Source organism: Cytobacillus sp. MT66 (assembly GCF_058792595.1).
Genome location: NZ_JBXAFB010000005.1, coordinates 69,899 through 86,432, shown reverse-complemented (window position 1 = coordinate 86,432; position 16,534 = coordinate 69,899). Strand labels below are relative to the sequence as shown.

Annotated in this window: 16 protein-coding genes; 6 read left to right on the top strand and 10 right to left on the bottom strand. The window is 40.4% G+C overall.

The features are described 5' to 3' along the window. Positions 1-293: 293 nt before the first annotated feature. Positions 294-683 (top strand): hypothetical protein, encoded by a 390-nt coding sequence (locus tag AC1Q59_RS10765; protein ID WP_492365828.1) that lies wholly within the window; start codon positions 294-296, stop codon positions 681-683. Further along, a complete protein-coding gene (locus AC1Q59_RS10760) occupies positions 680-1,174 on the top strand; it encodes a hypothetical protein (protein ID WP_492365827.1) in 495 nt (164 codons plus the stop codon). The genes AC1Q59_RS10765 and AC1Q59_RS10760 overlap by 4 nt, the downstream gene beginning before the upstream one ends. Positions 1,175-1,263: 89 nt before the next feature. Here AC1Q59_RS10760 and pstB read toward each other — a convergent pair whose 3' ends face one another. The 8 genes from pstB to AC1Q59_RS10720 form a co-directional block, all read right to left on the bottom strand. Then, positions 1,264-2,091 (bottom strand): phosphate ABC transporter ATP-binding protein PstB, encoded by an 828-nt coding sequence (gene pstB, locus AC1Q59_RS10755; protein ID WP_492365826.1) that lies wholly within the window; start codon positions 2,089-2,091, stop codon positions 1,264-1,266. A 30-nt stretch (positions 2,092-2,121) separates the two neighbouring features. After that, entirely contained in the window at positions 2,122-3,000 is an 879-nt protein-coding gene (pstA, locus tag AC1Q59_RS10750) for a phosphate ABC transporter permease PstA (protein ID WP_492365825.1), read from the bottom strand. Between the two features lie 2 nt (positions 3,001-3,002). Further along, a complete protein-coding gene (gene pstC, locus AC1Q59_RS10745) occupies positions 3,003-3,908 on the bottom strand; it encodes a phosphate ABC transporter permease subunit PstC (RefSeq protein WP_492366082.1) in 906 nt (301 codons plus the stop codon). A gap of 78 nt (positions 3,909-3,986) precedes the next feature. Then, complete coding sequence (locus tag AC1Q59_RS10740) at positions 3,987-4,979, bottom strand: PstS family phosphate ABC transporter substrate-binding protein (RefSeq protein WP_492365824.1); 993 nt, start codon at positions 4,977-4,979, stop codon at positions 3,987-3,989. Between the two features lie 215 nt (positions 4,980-5,194). Continuing rightward, complete coding sequence (locus AC1Q59_RS10735; RefSeq protein WP_492365823.1) at positions 5,195-7,342, bottom strand: peptidoglycan D,D-transpeptidase FtsI family protein; 2,148 nt, start codon at positions 7,340-7,342, stop codon at positions 5,195-5,197. A gap of 148 nt (positions 7,343-7,490) precedes the next feature. Further along, a complete protein-coding gene (locus AC1Q59_RS10730; protein ID WP_492365822.1) occupies positions 7,491-8,708 on the bottom strand; it encodes an MFS transporter in 1,218 nt (405 codons plus the stop codon). Positions 8,709-9,016: 308 nt separating this feature from the next. Beyond that, complete coding sequence (locus AC1Q59_RS10725) at positions 9,017-9,625, bottom strand: superoxide dismutase (RefSeq protein ID WP_492365821.1); 609 nt, start codon at positions 9,623-9,625, stop codon at positions 9,017-9,019. Between the two features lie 224 nt (positions 9,626-9,849). Then, a complete protein-coding gene (locus tag AC1Q59_RS10720) occupies positions 9,850-11,514 on the bottom strand; it encodes a Na/Pi cotransporter family protein (RefSeq protein WP_492365820.1) in 1,665 nt (554 codons plus the stop codon). A gap of 118 nt (positions 11,515-11,632) precedes the next feature. Between AC1Q59_RS10720 and AC1Q59_RS10715 the strand changes: the two genes are divergently transcribed. The 3 genes from AC1Q59_RS10715 (at position 11,633) to ispG (ending at position 14,249) form a co-directional block, all read left to right on the top strand. Further along, complete coding sequence (locus AC1Q59_RS10715) at positions 11,633-12,403, top strand: DUF1189 domain-containing protein (protein ID WP_492365819.1); 771 nt, start codon at positions 11,633-11,635, stop codon at positions 12,401-12,403. Positions 12,404-12,530: 127 nt separating this feature from the next. Further along, positions 12,531-12,860, top strand: coding sequence for a hypothetical protein (locus AC1Q59_RS10710; RefSeq protein ID WP_492365818.1), 330 nt, complete (start codon positions 12,531-12,533; stop codon positions 12,858-12,860). A gap of 279 nt (positions 12,861-13,139) precedes the next feature. Beyond that, complete coding sequence (ispG, locus tag AC1Q59_RS10705; RefSeq protein ID WP_492366081.1) at positions 13,140-14,249, top strand: flavodoxin-dependent (E)-4-hydroxy-3-methylbut-2-enyl-diphosphate synthase; 1,110 nt, start codon at positions 13,140-13,142, stop codon at positions 14,247-14,249. Positions 14,250-14,299: 50 nt separating this feature from the next. Here ispG and AC1Q59_RS10700 read toward each other — a convergent pair whose 3' ends face one another. Further along, positions 14,300-14,686, bottom strand: coding sequence for a hypothetical protein (locus AC1Q59_RS10700; RefSeq protein ID WP_492365817.1), 387 nt, complete (start codon positions 14,684-14,686; stop codon positions 14,300-14,302). A gap of 254 nt (positions 14,687-14,940) precedes the next feature. On the opposite strand from AC1Q59_RS10700, the gene AC1Q59_RS10695 reads away from it, so the two are divergent. Then, positions 14,941-15,513, top strand: a complete 573-nt coding sequence (locus AC1Q59_RS10695) for a 5' nucleotidase, NT5C type (protein ID WP_492365816.1) — start codon at positions 14,941-14,943, stop codon at positions 15,511-15,513. A 535-nt stretch (positions 15,514-16,048) separates the two neighbouring features. On the opposite strand, the gene zur is transcribed toward AC1Q59_RS10695, so the two are convergent. Further along, positions 16,049-16,477 (bottom strand): zinc uptake transcriptional repressor Zur, encoded by a 429-nt coding sequence (gene zur / locus AC1Q59_RS10690; protein ID WP_492365815.1) that lies wholly within the window; start codon positions 16,475-16,477, stop codon positions 16,049-16,051. Positions 16,478-16,534: the final 57 nt, after the last annotated feature.

The window sequence follows — 16,534 nt, the reverse complement described above, 5'->3', positions numbered from 1 at the left end:
ACATTATTACGAATTTCTTTACTTTATGTTATCACTGATTTGAGGCACCTACAATAAACGGTTTTTGTCGTTTCCTGCGAGACCTTCATATTCCCTTGTTTCTTGCGGAAATAATTTTTTATTTCCAGCTTTTATATAGCTCATTCGACAAAAATCCTTATAATACATCAATATTAAAACCGACAAAACCCGGATAATTTCTGACAAAACAAAAGATAACCTTAGGAATCTTATCGAATTTTGGCAAAGCTCATGATAGAATTATCCGTGGAATAAGACAGAGGTGATCACATTTGGAATATGTATTTATTGGCCTGCTGGCCCTTTCTGTTGTACTTTTTATTTTGTCGGCTTTGATGAAAGACCCGGTAAAAAATTTACGCGATGAAATTGACCAGCTCTCCATACAGCACATTCAGGATATGTATACAGTTAAAAAGAAATTAAAGGTGCTGGAGGAGGAACTGCTTGTAAGTGATGATTATCTTCCGCCAGCAGTCACAGACAGGACTTTGCTGCGTTCGGCGGGGAAAAAGGACATTCACGAGATTATTAAGAATCAGGTATGGTCGCTTGCCCAGCAAGGGTTAACGATTGAACAAATCGCCAGGCAATCCTCCTTAAACATAGAGGATGTTGAAATGATTATTTCAGAAAAAATTGAAAAGCAGGTAAAGCGATGAATAGGAATACACTTCGCGCATTTGCTGCAGGGATGTTTGTCACCGTCTGCCTAATTGGGGCCTTCTATTACTTAAATGAGGAGAATACCCCAGAGGATGCTGCCCCAGCTATAACAGAAGCTGAGGCAAAAGCCTTTTTGGAAGCAAAAGATTTCTCAGTCATGACTAATGATGAATTATCCGCGCATAGAAGGCAATTGGCTGAGGAAGAAAAGAAAAAAGAGCCGCCAACGCCTTCAGCACCTGAGAAACCAGAGCCAAGAGAGACAAAAGAAACAAATCTGGCCTACCAGCTGGAAATAAAGAGCGGCATGCTATCCCATGAAATTGCCGATATGCTGGCCAACGAAAAAATAGTGGATGATGCGGACCAATTTGAAGCCTACCTGGAAGACAATGGCTACAGCAAAAGAATTCAACTCGGCACCTTCGAACTAGAAGCAAATATGAGCTACAAAGAAATTGCCAAAATCATCACTAAAACGCATTAACGCACTGGGGGACAGGCCCCCAACTTATTAACGCATTAAAGCACCGGGGGACAGGCCCCCGGTGTTTTAAAGTGCTAAAGCGCAGGCGTTTATCCGAATCTCCCCATGATATAATCTTCTGTACGTTTATTCGCTGGCGAGTGGAAGATTTTATTTGTGTTGGTATATTCAATTACTTCTCCGTTCAGAAAGAAGGCAGTTTTGTCAGAGATTCTTGCAGCCTGTTGCATGTTATGTGTAACGATGATGATGCTCATTTCTTTTTTCAATTTTTGAATAAGCTCTTCTATCTTAAGCGTTGATATTGGATCTAAAGCAGAGGTTGGCTCATCCATTAAAAGCACATCGGGTTCAATGGCAAGACAGCGGGCAATACAAACACGCTGCTGCTGGCCGCCTGACAGACTATAAGCATTTTTATTTAACACATCCTTAACTTCATCCCAGATCGCTGCACCCTTTAAACTTTCCTCGACAATTTGATCCAGTAATTTTTTATCGCGGATGCCATGAATCTTTGGCCCATACGCCACATTTTCATATATGGATTTTGGAAATGGATTTGGTTTTTGAAATACCATCCCTACTTTGGTCCTCAGTTCCTCCGGTCCGTAAGATGGATTAAAAATATTTCTTCCCCGGTAGACAATTTTCCCAGAAGTTTTTACTTTAGGTATAAAATCTATCATTCTATTAAGTGTTTTAATGTAGGTTGATTTTCCGCAGCCTGATGGACCTATAATGGCCGTTACTTCCTTCTCCATAATATCTAAATCAATATTTTTCAAAACATGATTTTCACCGTACCAAAGATTAAGCTGCTTTGTTTTGTAAACCGCTTCTTGGGAAAATTCTGCTTTCTGCGGGCTATCCCCATAAACAAGACGAATTTTCTGTTTTTCGGGCACTGCAACCATATATATGTCCCCCTTCTTAAAATCAGCGAATTAATATCTTCTTTGAAACTTATCTCGTATGAACACTGCAATGGAATTCATCGTGATTAACAGGATTAGCAGCACAATGATCCCTGCAGCAGCTATGGCATGGAATTCGGCCTGCGGTCTTGAAGTCCAGTTATAGATTTGCATTGGCAGTACAGTAAACGTATCAAAAATCGTTTTGGGCAAAAAGGCAAGGAACAATGGTAAACCTAGAACGACTAAAGGGGCCGTTTCACCAATTGCTCTTGAAAGCGCCAAAATTCCGCCAGTTAAAATGCCTGGAAGCGCAGAAGGCAAAACAGCACGGGCAATCGTCTGCCATTTTGTCGCTCCCATCCCATAGGAAGCCTCCCGCAAATCTCTAGGAACCGCACGAATGGCTTCCTGGGAAGAAACGATAATAATCGGCAAAACCATTAGGCTGAGTGTCAGCCCAGCGGCAAGGATGCTTGTTCCCAGTGCAAAGGCACGAACAAAGATGGCCAGCCCAAGTAAGCCAAAAACAATCGACGGAACACCTGCCAGGTTTGAAATATTTACTTGAATGAATCGGGTAAAACGATTCTGTTTGGCATACTCCTCTAAATAAATAGCTGTTCCAACGCCAAGAAGCAAGGAGACTGGAGCAACAACTCCCATCAGCCAAATGGTTCCAATCAATGCTGTTTTCACTCCTGCTAACTCTGGCTTTCGGGATGGCAGGCTTTGCAGGAATTGCCAATCAAGATGCGGCAACCCTTGAGAAAACACCCGAAATAACAAAATCCCTAAAACGGCTAAGCCTGTTATCGCAGAGACGAAGAAGATTGATTTAAAAAATTGATTTTTCATTCGTCTTCCCTTTAATCTCAAGGAAATATTCTGATGATCAATGAATTTCATTTTTAATAAACCTCCCGGAATCTGCGAGAGATATATTGGGCAAACAGATTCATTACTAAGGTAAATAAGAAAAGTGTGAATCCCACTGCATATATACTGTAGTAAACTGTTGTTCCATACCCGGCATCACCTTGGCTGACTTGCACAATATAAGCCGTCATCGTCTGAATAGAACTTGTAAAGTCCAATGTAAGGCCAGGCATAGATCCGCCCGCTACAGCAACAATCATCGTTTCGCCAATTGCTCTTGAAACTGCAAGAACAATTGATGCTACAATGCCAGATAAAGCGGCAGGCAACGCAACCTTTATCGCTGTTTCAAACTTTGTCGAACCTAAAGCTAACGCACCTTCTCTGATCGAATTTGGTACGGAAACTAAAGCATCTTCTGATAATGAAGCGATCATCGGTGTAATCATAATCCCTATTACAATCCCAGGGCTTATTGCATTAAAGATTTCAATAGACGGTATAATTTCTCTTATTATTGGCGTGACAAAAGTTAATGCAAAGAAACCATAGACGATGGTAGGGATGCCGGCTAGAACCTCTAGGACCGGCTTGATTATTCGGCGCATGCGATCTGAAGCATATTCACTTAAAAAGATGGCTGTGCCTATTCCAATAGGCACGGCCACAATTACAGCAATCAGGGTCACCTTTAGCGTTCCGGCAATAAGAGGCATGATCCCGTAAGAACCTTGAGTCTCAGAGAATGGATACCATTTCTTTGAAGTCAAAAATTCAACAATCGAAACCCGGTCAAAGAATATAAATGTCTCAGTAAGTAAGGTAATAACGATACCAAATGTAGTTAATACTGATACAATTGCTGCAGCTAATAAAAGAAATGGTATGCACTTTTCAAAAGTGAATCCAGTTTTTCTTCTATTAATATTTCTTTGAATTTGTTCATTTACCGGTAAAGAGCGCTTTGATTTATGTAAAGCCAAGGCAGTCAGTCCCCTTCTGCTGTTTTATCCTGCTTATTTTATTTCATCTAATGTTTTTAGTGCCTTTTCATATTCGTCATCTTTTAACTTCACGTAACCAACATCCTCTGAAAGGATAGCTGCATTCTCAAGTGTGTATTTTACAAACTCGTACACTTCTTCCTTCTCTAAAGAATCGTTTTTCACGTAAGTGAATAGCGGTCGCGACAGCGGTGCATATTCTCCTGATTCTACCGTTTCATTTGTTGGTTCAACAGGTCCATTGCCGCTATCAATTGGCACAACCCTTATCGTATCTTTATTTTCTGCGTAGTAGGCATAGCCAAAATATCCAACGGCATTTTTATCTCCTGCAACACCTTGAACTAAAATATTGTCATCCTCAGAAAGCATGGCTTTTTCTGCAATTGGTGCATCCTCTAAAATGACTTCGTCAAAGTAATCATATGTGCCAGAATCTGTTCCTGGGGAATAGAGTTTAATTTCCTCTTCAGGCCAGCCCACACGGATATCGGACCATTTTTTTACCGTACCGTCTTCAACCCACATTTTCTTTAACTCATCTACAGTCAGGTAATCTACCCAATCATTGTTCTTATTAATGACAACAGAAAGACCATCGTTTGCTAATTTAAATTCTGTATAATCAATACCTGCTTCTTCTAATTTTTGCTTTTCTTCATCTTTTATTGGGCGGGAAGCATTGCTCAAGTCTGTTGTTCCGGCAACAAATGCTTTAAAACCGCCACCTGTGCCTGATGATGCTACAGAAATCTTAACCCCCGGCTGTTCCATTCCGAACTCCTCTACAACTGCCTCCATGATAGGGTATACAGTCGAAGAACCGTCTATATTAATTTCTCCTTGGAGCTGCTTATTTTCTTCATTTGTCTCCTGCTGTGATTGAGCTGATTCAGAAGATCCGCCGCTGCTTGCATTTCCTGTTTCTGAAGATCCGCAAGCTGATGTAAATGCTAAAACTGCCCCAGCCATTATTGTTAATCCTGCATACTTTAAGCTTTTCATCCTATATTCCTCCTAAAGAGTCGTTGTGTTTGGAATGCTGTTCATCCCTTATATCCTAGTAAGTTCTTACAATTAATACACTAATGGATGTGCGTAAAGGCTATATGAATTGAATGTAAAGGTTGTGTAAATTTAGCTTTTTCTGAATAATATTTTCTTAAATATAAGACAAACGAAAAAACCTGCCTCAAAAAACGGAGACAGGTTTCAAATAGCTATTCATTTGTTTCGTTTTCTTCAGTCTGTTCTTGATCAGGTTGTTTTTCAGCGCCCATTTGCCGCTGTTTTTTCAATTCAAAATAGGTGTCAAGAACTCTTTCGCCAATCTTTCTATTCGCTCCATGGTCATTATTTCCCTGATAGGCCCATGGAACAAGTACAGCCATAGCGACTTCCGGATTATCTGCCGGAGCATAGCCAACTAGACTTAAATTTAACACTTCAGGGGGGATTTTGCCAAATTTCTTTCTTTCCGGACCATCATAAAAGGCTTCGGCCGTCCCTGTTTTTCCTGCTGGATTATAGTCCTTGCCTTTGGCACCGAAATAAGCATAACCGGTTCCGCCTGGCTCCTGAAAGACTTTGCGGAAACCTTCATGAACACGGTCGAACCATTCCTCCTTGGCATCTACACGATTCAGAACTTTAGGCTGAATTTCCTCAACAATTGGTCCTAATTCATTATTCTCAAGCAATGGCTCACGTATCTCCTTAACTATATGCGGTTCCATGCGATTTCCGCCATTAGCAATGGTTGAAACATATTGGGCCAATTGCATATTAGAGTACGTATCAAACTGGCCAATAACAATATCGAGCAAGAAACCTGGCAGATTGCCGTTTCCTTTATAACCGATCTGTTCCCCTGGCAAATCAATGCCTGTTCTTACCCCTAAACCATACTGAGCAAAGGAATCCCTAATCGTATCAAATCCTTTATCAAGATTTAACCGAATCGGCGCATTTGGCCTGTAAGTTCCTTCGCCAATATTAATTGCCGTATAAAACATATACACGTTTGAAGAGTATTTTAACGCATTAATATCATTAATCGGCCCTAAATTTTTCCAAGACTTTTTGGGCGGTGTTCCTTTAATCAGGATTGGTGAATCATAAAAGACAGTTCCTGGTTTTATCGCCCCGGTTTTATAGCCGGTTAAAATTGTCGCACCTTTGACAGCAGAACCAACATTATAAGTAGTTGTAATATTGCCGAGGGCATCATCAACCATCATTTTTTTGCCCGTTTTCTCATCTTTGACAATTCTTTTGCCGGCCATTGTTAAAATTTCACCTGTATTCGGATCCATCAATACTACATAGGAACGATCAAACAGCGCCGTTCCAGATTTTGATTTAGCTGCCCAAATTTCTTCTTCAAGGATTTTTTCAACTGCTACCTGCAAATCCATATCAATGCTCAAAACTAAATCCTTGCCTCGTTTTCCTTCGGTTATCGGAATGGTTTCTAGCACATTTCCTGATTTATCCGTTACATTCTTCACTTTTGCCTTTTGGCCATGAAGCACATCTTCATATTGCATTTCAATGTAACTTTTTCCAACACGATCGTTTCGGCTGTAATCTCTTGCCAGGTAATAATCAAGCCGCTCAGCAGGGAGTCCTTCGCTTGAATCAGTTACCTTGCCAAGAACTGATTTAAGAGTCGAACCAAATGAATAGGCTCTTTCCCAGTCTGTCGTTGTATCCACTCCAGGGAGATGCTGAAGGTTTTCACTGACAACGGCAAATTCCTCCGGGGTCACATTTTTATTCTTAACAATTTGCGGTGTTAAAGCATATCCGCTTGTAAACTCTCGATAAATAGCGAGTATCTCTAAGTCTTCTTCCGTCAGTTCAGCTAATTCCTTATCTGTAATCCGGTCTATTTTCAGCTGATAAATTTTTCTGTCAAGCTCCTTGCCTTCGAGCGTTTCCTTTAGTTTGGCCAATTCGTTCTCGGAAACTAAGGCATCTGCCCGGTCAGGGTTCTTCATGATCCAATAGTCCTTTTTCTCTCTCTCTTGAACCTTATCCGTATTTTTGTCAATCAGCTTAGCAAGCCTTTCTGCCACTGAAAGCATTTCATCCTGCTTAGCACCTGTATTTGTATAGGTAATAGCATTTTCTGGCTTATTATCGACTATTACCTTGCCAGTCCGGTCATAAATTTTTCCTCTTGGCACCGGGCTGTTTACAGTTACATCCTCCGTCCGTTCAATTTCCCGCCGGTAATCTTCTCCATACACAATTTGCACGACGCCTAATCGAAGAATTAGGACTGAGAAAAGGAGAAACACAAAAAAGAATAAAATATTTAGCCGCACCGGAACATGGGATTTCTTCTTTTTCTTCTTGTTCAATTTAGATCCACACATCCTCGTCTTTAGTTCTCTTCACTATTCTATAAGAAATCATTTAATTATGCCATAAAGAACCTCTTTTAACTGGTTGTAAATAATGGTTTTGGTTTTTTCGAAAAAAAGAGAGAAAAGGCGGCGCCTCTTCTCTTTACATTGTATTGAGGTTGACCCTCCTAATGAAGAAATAGATAATGGTATGTCCTAACCCGAGAATCATTAAGAGAATGGGGATACTCTTTTCGGCATTGAAAAAAATAATCGCCCCTAAAAAGCTGAGAATGGAAACAATCCTCCCAGAATTGAGGAATATTTCACGAACAACTATATATTCTATTCTCATTTCCGCAGCCTTCCAGCCCCTGCCTATCACGTCATAGGACATGGATATGTATGGTACAAGCAAGAGAGGATAAGCAATTGCAATTGTTGCGGCGTAGATGAGAAGCAAAGAGTATTTTACCTCAAATACAATCAGAAGTATCGCTGCATAAAGAATGATTCCACCAATAAGGATTGCTTTTTTTCGCTGATTCTTTTTCAATACTCTTGAAACAATGTAATAAGCAATAAAGGAAACTCCAGAATTCACTAATCCGTATGCCCCGAGTGCCAATTCACTTCCAGTCGAAATAAAAACGAAAACGGAGATGACAAAGGCAAATGTTCCTTCTCTAAGCCCCTGAAAAAAATGAGCATTTGTTACGAGCCGCCAATTCTCATTATTCTTTCGTTCCTCCAAAATTCGAACAAACCAATACTTGCCTTTAGCTGGCCGTCGTTTAATGGAAAAGCTTAAAAAGACAGCGAGAGAAAAAAGAGCCAGTGATGAACCAAAAATAATGGAGTAGCCAGTAAACTTTTCTAGTCTAGAAATGATAAAGCCTGCAAGCATAGGCCCAATCATCCCTCCTACAGATGATAAAATCCCTAGAAATCCATTGAAGAAATCGCGGTTTTCCGGCTCTGTAATTTCAAAGGTAAGAACATTAAAGGCAAGCCAGTAAAATCCATATCCCAGACCAAGAAGCGCTCCAAGGAGCAGAAGAAATTTCGAGGCGTTTGTACCGATTATTAATACGGATAAATAAAAAACAGCCAAAAAAATAACGCCAATTCGGAGGACAATGACACGGTCAATCTTTTTTGCCCACCTGCCGGCCAAAATAAATGTTAGCGGCTGTATGACGACTACAGTCAAATTATAGAATGCCAAATCCTTAAAATCTCCCGACTGCTTCCAAAGATAAATATTCACAAATGTGTTCGAAAGGGCCACACTTAAGGAATAAAGTCCCCCAATAATGAGAAGCAAACTTAGATCCCTTGTCAGTTCAACATCGCCGATCAACTTCTTAACCTTACTCATAAGATAAACTCCCCTTTGTATCTAAGGGTAGTTTCCTACAAAGGAATTTGTCTTATGCAGGTTTATTTATAAACGGTGATTTTGCTTGAAAGGCGCTGATTTCCGCTCCGAAGCCGTTGATTTCCACTCCAGGCACTTCGCGCACCTAAGGGCGTTTTGCGAGCCTCCTCGGAGCACACGCTCCTGCGCACGTCTCACTTCAACGCTGATCCCCCAGGAGTCTTCGTGCCTTCCGCTCCAATCAACTAAGTTCATAAAAAAAACACGTCGAGGAAAAAGGCTCGACATGTTTCTTCTTTTAAATATTATTATTTCGCAGCGCTGTAACGCTTAGCTACTTCATCCCAGTTTACAACGTTCCAGAATGCGCCGATGTATTCAGGACGACGGTTTTGATATTTTAAGTAGTATGCATGCTCCCAAACGTCTAAACCAAGGATTGGCGTTTTGCCTTCCATTAATGGAGAGTCTTGGTTTGGAGTGCTTGTTACTTCAAGCTCGCCATTGTTAACTGCAAGCCAAGCCCAGCCAGAACCGAAACGGCCAGCAGCAGCTTTTGCAAACTCATCTTTGAAGTTTTCTAAGCTTCCGAACTTGCTGTTGATAGCATCTGCTAATTCACCAGTTGGGGCACCGCCGCCATTTGGAGAAATCACTTGCCAGAATAATGAATGGTTAGCATGTCCGCCGCCATTGTTGCGTACAGCTGTACGAACAGCTTCTGGAACAGCATCAAGGTTTGAAATAACTTCTTCTACTGATTTAGAAAGAAGTTCTTCGTTGCCCTCAAGTGCATTATTTAAGTTAGTTACATATGTGTTGTGATGTTTTGTGTGGTGGATGTTCATTGTTTCCTTATCGATGTTTGGTTCTAAAGCATCGTAAGCGTAAGGTAATTGCGGTAATTCAAAAGCCATGTTAAATTCCTCCCTATGTACAGTTATTTAAGCCTTCAGAATTTTCCCGTTTTTATTCGATTCTAAAATGAGAATCATTCTTTTAAGCTTTCCACTTAAGATTACCAAAGTTCGGTAATCCTTTCAATAAAAATGCTTGATAACAGCCATATCTATATTTCCCCGTTTTTAAACATTTATCCTTACAAAATAAAAAACAAGGAGCATAGCGCTCCTTGCCGATTTTACAAATCTTTTTCTCCCAGGATCACTTCCGCAATATTCACTGCGTGGTCACCTATCCGCTCCAAATTGCTGACAATATCAACATAAACAATTCCAGCTTGGGCAGAGCATTGTCCTTCGCTAAGACGGATAATATGCTGTTTGCGCAGCTTTCTTTCCATTTTGTCAATCGCTTCTTCTTTTTGGACAACATGCATGGCTGCGTCTTTATCTTTATTATCCAGCGCTTCAAGGGCTTCTGATACAGTAGAAATGGTCAGAGTAAACATTTCATTAAGATCATCCATCGCTGTATCCGAAATGAGAACCTTATTGGCTTGCTGATACTCAACTAGTTCAATAATGTTCTCACAGTGGTCACCAACACGCTCGATGTCACTGATTGTATTAATAAGCATCGTGTGTTCTTCTGATTCATGTGAAGATAAAGAGCTTGTAGAGATATCAACTAGATAGGAAGTTATTTTACGATCCAAATTATTTAGTGCATCTTCTATTTGCATGGCACTTTCTGCATGCTTTGGAAGTCGTGTTTTTAAGAATTCATGGGTTTCATCCAGACATTTGATAGAGAATTTCCCCATTCTTAAAACCTCTTCTTTTGCTTGTCCCAAGGCAATGGATGGAGATTGCTGAATAAAAACAGGATCCAAATGCTTTGCTTTATATTCAATAACAGAATCCTCACCAGGGATCAGCTTTGTGACAATTAATGCCAATACAGCAACAAAAGGCAATTGAATAATTGTATTTGATGTATTAAAAATTCCATGAGCAAAAGCTATGGTCATTTCCGGGTTCAAGCCTATGCTATCCTGAAGATTCGCGATCAGCAATGTAAATGGCTTTAATAAAATAAGGAATATGGTTGTCCCAATTAAATTGAAAAGAACGTGCACCCCTGCCGCCCTTTTAGCCGCAACAGAAGCGCCGATAGATGCCAGCACAGCTGTAATTGTTGTTCCAATATTGTCCCCGAAAAGAACAGGCAGTGCCGCTTGCAGATCCAATAAATCTTCAGCAAATAGACCTTGCAGAATACCAATCGTTGCACTGGAACTTTGTACAATCACTGTAAATATTGTCCCTACGATTACACCAAGAAAAGGGTTTGTACTCAGATTAACGGTTAATTCATGAAAGGACTCCAGCGATCTAAGAGGCTTCATCCCGCCGCTCATCAGCTCTAACCCATAGAAAAGCGCACCGAATCCAAACACAATTTGTCCAAAGTTATGGACCTTTTTATTTTTGAAAAAGAATAATAATATCGAACCAACTGCGATAATCGGAAGAGCATATTCCCCAACGTCAATACCAATAATAAAGGCGGTTACCGTTGTACCAATATTTGCTCCCATAATAACACCTATAGCCTGGCGGAGCGTCATAAAGCCTGCGCTGACTAGTCCCACGGTGATAACTGTTGTAGCTGAACTGCTTTGAATAAGAACAGTAACAAGAATACCGGTTAATACACCCATAACGGGATTTGTCGTGAATCTGTCCAATAAATCTCTTAGACGATCACCGGCGGATTTTTGCAGGCCATCACCCATCGATTTAAGACCATACAAGAAGATTCCCAATCCGCCAAAGAATTCAAATAACATAAGCTGAATATTTAGTTCCACGGTTTCAACTCCCAGTTTAATATTCGACATTTATCAACAAACACCATACAATTATTAATTGAGAAAGCTAAATTGTAAACGGATCTTCGTGCAAATTTACAAAACGTTTACAAAAGTCATGTTTGAATTTTAATAAGGATGTGCATGGATGAATATTTTTAAACAATTTATTAACAGTTTGTTCTCACCAAAGGAAATCGCCGCGTTTCATTCGCAGGGAATTGGGAAAACTATTCTTTATGTATTTTTTCTTGCCCTGCTTTCGGTCATTCCTTCACTTGCCTATTCAAGCACAGCGCTAGTAAATGGGCTTAACGCAATACAAACAAGTATCGAAAATGAAATTCCTGATTTCTCCATCGAAAACGGGGAGCTGAAATCAGATCATAAAAAACCGATTATCATTAATAGGGAAGATTTCACCATCGTATTTGACTCAACTGGAACGGTGAACCCGCAGGATTTAACTAACAACAGCACAAACACGGTTGGGCTTTTAAAGAATCACGGTTATTTTATTGCAGGCAATCAGGTGCAATCGATCCCCTATTCAATGATTGATACTTTTACTCGTGATGACTTTCTAAATATGCTTTCTATGGTTAATTCATCGATCGGAATTATTATCCCCATCATGTGTGTCATTTCGTTTATTTTTACTTCAGGGGTGAAATTTATTGAAGTCTCTGTACTTGCTTTCATTGGCCTTCTATTAACAAAATTATTAGCAAGAGACTTGCGGTACCGTCATTTATGGAGAATGGCCGCTTATAGCTTTACCTTGCCGACCGTCTTCTTTATTGTTATGGATGCACTCAAGACAATGGTGCCAAACGGCGGAATGATCTACTGGTTTGTCGCCGTTATGATCTTGCTGCTGTCTATAAAAGAAATCCCCCAGCAAAAACATGATCTGTAAATTATTATTAAGCACCTTTTGATGTTCTTCAAAAAACATCCAAGGTGCTTTTATTTTTGTCATAATTTTTTTGGACAAGCATACATATGTGGTAAACAACCAAACTATTCATGGAGGTTTCGCCCGTATGAAACGTTTAGCCGTCCTGCTTATTTCCGCCCTAATTCTCTTTATTATTTTTCATGACCTGACCAAAGGGACGCTTCCTTCCAAATCAGAACCAGTACAAGAGATTAAATCAGAGGCTGTATCCGCATCCCCTGTCAGCTTCCCGTATTTTGAAAAAAAAGCCTCGCCTGGGGAAACCGTACTGTCTGTTGTTGAGCAGAAATTAGGTGGACCCCTGCCTGTATCGATTGAAGAAGTCATTGCGGACTTTAAACGTTTAAATAATGGGACTGAACCCGAAGCTATAAAATCAGGACAAACCTATAAATTTCCTGATTATAGCAATTAAGAATAAAAGTACCGCGTTTACTAAACCAACATTCTTGTCAATTTGAACAATTCATTGATACAATAGATAAGAAAAGCGGAAGGCGCCTGCTTATCGGCGTATGGACTAGAGCGCTTCGACTGAGATAAAGGAAACACGGAGAGCGCAAGCGATTCGATGTTGACTTATCGTAGGGAGATGAGCGAAGTACACTAGCCGATGGCACCTGGAGCTGGACAATTCTCAAAGCAGAATTAATACTTATTGTTTAACAAAAGGAGCGAATCTCCATTGAATGAAATTATACATCGGACGAAAACACGTCCAGTAAAAGTTGGTCCATTAACTATTGGCGGAAGCAACGAGTTATTTATCCAAAGTATGACAACAACGAAAACTCATGATGTGGATGCAACCGTTGCTGAAATAAAACGTTTAGAAGAAGCTGGCTGTCAAATTGTCAGGGTTGCTTGTCCTGATGAAAGAGCAGCCAATGCGATCGCGGATATTAAAAAACGCATCAATATCCCGCTCGTCGTCGATATCCACTTTGACTATAAGCTTGCCCTTAAAGCAATTGAAGGCGGAGCTGATAAGATTAGAATTAACCCAGGAAATATCGGAAAAAGAGAAAAAGTGGAGGCTGTCGTAAAAGCAGCTAAAGCAAAGGGTATTCCTATTCGTATTGGGGTTAACGCTGGTTCACTAGAAAAGAGAATACTAGAAAAATATGGATATCCAACTGCTGACGGTATGGTTGAAAGTGCGCTTCACCATATTAAGATCCTTGAAGATCTTGACTTTCACGACATCATTGTATCGATGAAAGCATCAGATGTTAACTTAGCGATCGAGGCATATGAAAAAGCAGCAAGAGCTTTTGACTATCCATTACATTTAGGCATTACAGAATCTGGCACGCTTTTCGCCGGTACAGTTAAGAGCGCGGCTGGATTAGGCGCAATTTTAAATAAAGGCATCGGAAATACCCTTCGTATTTCCTTAAGTGCGGATCCTGTCGAAGAAGTAAAAGTAGCTCGAGAACTTTTAAAAGTCTTTGGTTTATCTTCCAACGCTGCTACGCTTATTTCATGCCCTACATGCGGACGCATTGAAATTGATTTAATCAGCATTGCCAATGAGGTTGAGGAATATATCCAAAAAATTAAGGCCCCTATTAAAGTAGCCGTTCTTGGATGTGCCGTAAACGGACCTGGCGAAGCACGCGAAGCAGATATTGGCATCGCTGGCGCTAGAGGTGAAGGCCTATTATTCCGCAAAGGAAAAATTGTTCGAAAAGTTCCAGAGGAAACAATGGTGGAAGAATTAAAAATTGAAATCGACAAAATCGCAGAAGAATATTTTGCAAAGCAAGAGGAAGAGAAACAAAAAGCTGAAGCTCAAAGCTAAGTCAAAGAAAAAGCCTGGCACCCAGTGCCAGGCTCCTTTTTTCCCCTTTTTTAATAAAACGGGAGTATGAACATTCCAATGATAATGGAAACTACACCAATTCCAATTGCCCAGCTGCCCAGGCTTGTTGCCCCTCTGTTTCGTGCAACAAAGCCGAGAACAATTCCTGTTGCTCCAAACAGGACAGGCAATACAAACAATGAAATAATGGATAGTGCCAGAGCAGTAAAGCCAATCCCTCTGCCAGTATCTGCTCTTTCCGTATCCCTTTCATTATCTCTATCCTTTTCCCAGCCTCTATCATATGAAATCGGTGCCGCTAGTTCAGCTGAGGTTTCTTCACGGAATTCGTCTTTTGCTCCGTGTTCGTTTTTTAAACCTATATCCTCGCTGTGCCGGAGATCATAGTCTTCGTAATCGCGTTCTTGATCTGCCAAATTAATCCCTCGCTTTCAATGATGGAAGCATTTGAATGATTGGGCATTCCGTTAAAGTGTGCAGCTTTTTTTGGAGCATTACTATTGTTTGCGTTATTAGCATTTTTATTATGTAAATTTTTAACTTCTGCCTTTTAGCCGCTTTGCTTTTCGCTCCAATCCCCTTAAAATAAATAACAAGTGGAAAAGACTTTAGTCCTAATCTTTCATTTGATAAGATATTATAGATATCTTTTGCAAAAGGAGAGTTCTTCATGAAAAAACGTTTTGGGATTGATATTGATGGTACGGTAACTTGTCCAACATCAATGATCCCTTTTTTAAATAAAGCCTTTAACTTGAATATTACTTTAAAAGATATTTTACAATACGACTTAACCCCGCTGGTTGACATTTCTGCTGAGGAATTTGCCGATTGGTTTAAAAAAAGCGAGCCTGTCATTTATGCCGAATCACCTCTTGCCCAAGGGGCAAAGGATATTTTAAATCAATGGGAAAACCAGCATGAGCTTTTCTTTATTAGCGCACGGCCAGCCCATCTGTTAGATTTAACAAAGGAGTGGTTTCTTAAACATTCCATTGGCTTTGACTATATTGACCTGCTGGGCTCGCATAATAAATTAAAGGCAGCTAAGGAACATCAAGTGGATATTTTCTTTGAGGACAAACATGACAATGCCGTCATGATTCACGAGGAATGCAAAATCCCTGTCGTCTTATTTGATACCCCGTATAACCAGGACCCAATTCCTAAGGGCGTAATCAGGGTTAATGACTGGCAGGAAGCCGATCAATGGGTAAAGAACTGGCTAAAAGGCTGGGATTAAACGGGGTTTTAGAGTTTCTGACTGGGCAAAAAAGAAGGCTTGGAAAACTGTCGAAATGCAGGGGGTATTATTCTGACTAGGCTTGGCAAAGAAGTTGTGAACTTGTCAAAACGCAGGGGTTATTCTGACTACGCATAGACGGAATGGTGTGAACCTGTCTAAATGCAGGGGTTATTCTGACTAGGCATAGACGAAAAATTGTTAAGCTGTCAGAATACCACGCTCATTCTGACTACGCATAGACGGAATGGTGTGAACCTGTCTAAATGCAGGGGTTATTCTGACAAAGCATAGCCGAAAAATTGTTAAGTTGTCAGAATACCACGCTCATTTTGACTACGCATAGACGAAATGGTGTGAACCTGTCTAAATGCAGGGGTTATTCTGACAAGGCATAGATGGAAAATTGTTAAGCTGTCAGAATACCACGCTCATTCTGACTACGCATGGACTAAAACTTTCCTCCAAGTCAAAAAAACGGCTATTCAGAGAGCTGCTGACATAATAGTTGTCATGCAGCTCTCTATGGCCGTTTTTAATTTGCTGCTCTATGGTTAAAACATTCTGGGCAGCGTCCGTATATTTCGAATTTATGTCCTGATACATCATATCCGCGAAGACTTTCATTGAGTCCTGACATCGGGCATGTTTCAATTTCTTTGGTTTTCCCGCAGTCTAAGCATATAAAATGATGGTGATGCTGTTCATGTGCACAGGTATAGCGGAAATGCTTTTCACCTGAAAGCTCCGTCATTTCCAGAATGCCAAGCTCAACAAATAAAGATAAATTTCTATAAATCGTATCAAAACTTAAACCTGGGTAATCATCCTTCATCCATGCTAAAACATCCCGGGCAGTTAAATACTTATCGCTTTTCGCAAAGAGCTCAAGCATATCCTCGCGCTTCCCCGTATGCTTATAGCCACTTTCTTTTAACAGCCCAATAGCCTCACTTACATTCATTAAAATTCACCTCAAATCGGGCAGGATTCAACTAAGCCCTGCAATAAATCAGGTCAC

What these genes read in the sequence shown, in the direction of transcription:
- AC1Q59_RS10715 (WP_492365819.1), top strand. Translation starts at nt 11,633, where the DNA reads ATGAATATTTTTAAACAATTTATTAACAGTTTGTTCTCACCAAAGGAA.
- AC1Q59_RS10730 (WP_492365822.1), bottom strand. Translation starts at nt 8,708, where the DNA reads ATGAGTAAGGTTAAGAAGTTGATCGGCGATGTTGAACTGACAAGGGAT.
- pstA (WP_492365825.1), bottom strand. Translation starts at nt 3,000, where the DNA reads ATGAAATTCATTGATCATCAGAATATTTCCTTGAGATTAAAGGGAAGA.
- AC1Q59_RS10740 (WP_492365824.1), bottom strand. Translation starts at nt 4,979, where the DNA reads ATGAAAAGCTTAAAGTATGCAGGATTAACAATAATGGCTGGGGCAGTT.
- AC1Q59_RS10695 (WP_492365816.1), top strand. Translation starts at nt 14,941, where the DNA reads ATGAAAAAACGTTTTGGGATTGATATTGATGGTACGGTAACTTGTCCA.
- zur (WP_492365815.1), bottom strand. Translation starts at nt 16,477, where the DNA reads ATGAATGTAAGTGAGGCTATTGGGCTGTTAAAAGAAAGTGGCTATAAG.
- AC1Q59_RS10760 (WP_492365827.1), top strand. Translation starts at nt 680, where the DNA reads ATGAATAGGAATACACTTCGCGCATTTGCTGCAGGGATGTTTGTCACC.
- AC1Q59_RS10720 (WP_492365820.1), bottom strand. Translation starts at nt 11,514, where the DNA reads ATGTCGAATATTAAACTGGGAGTTGAAACCGTGGAACTAAATATTCAG.
- AC1Q59_RS10725 (WP_492365821.1), bottom strand. Translation starts at nt 9,625, where the DNA reads ATGGCTTTTGAATTACCGCAATTACCTTACGCTTACGATGCTTTAGAA.
- AC1Q59_RS10710 (WP_492365818.1), top strand. Translation starts at nt 12,531, where the DNA reads ATGAAACGTTTAGCCGTCCTGCTTATTTCCGCCCTAATTCTCTTTATT.
- pstB (WP_492365826.1), bottom strand. Translation starts at nt 2,091, where the DNA reads ATGGTTGCAGTGCCCGAAAAACAGAAAATTCGTCTTGTTTATGGGGAT.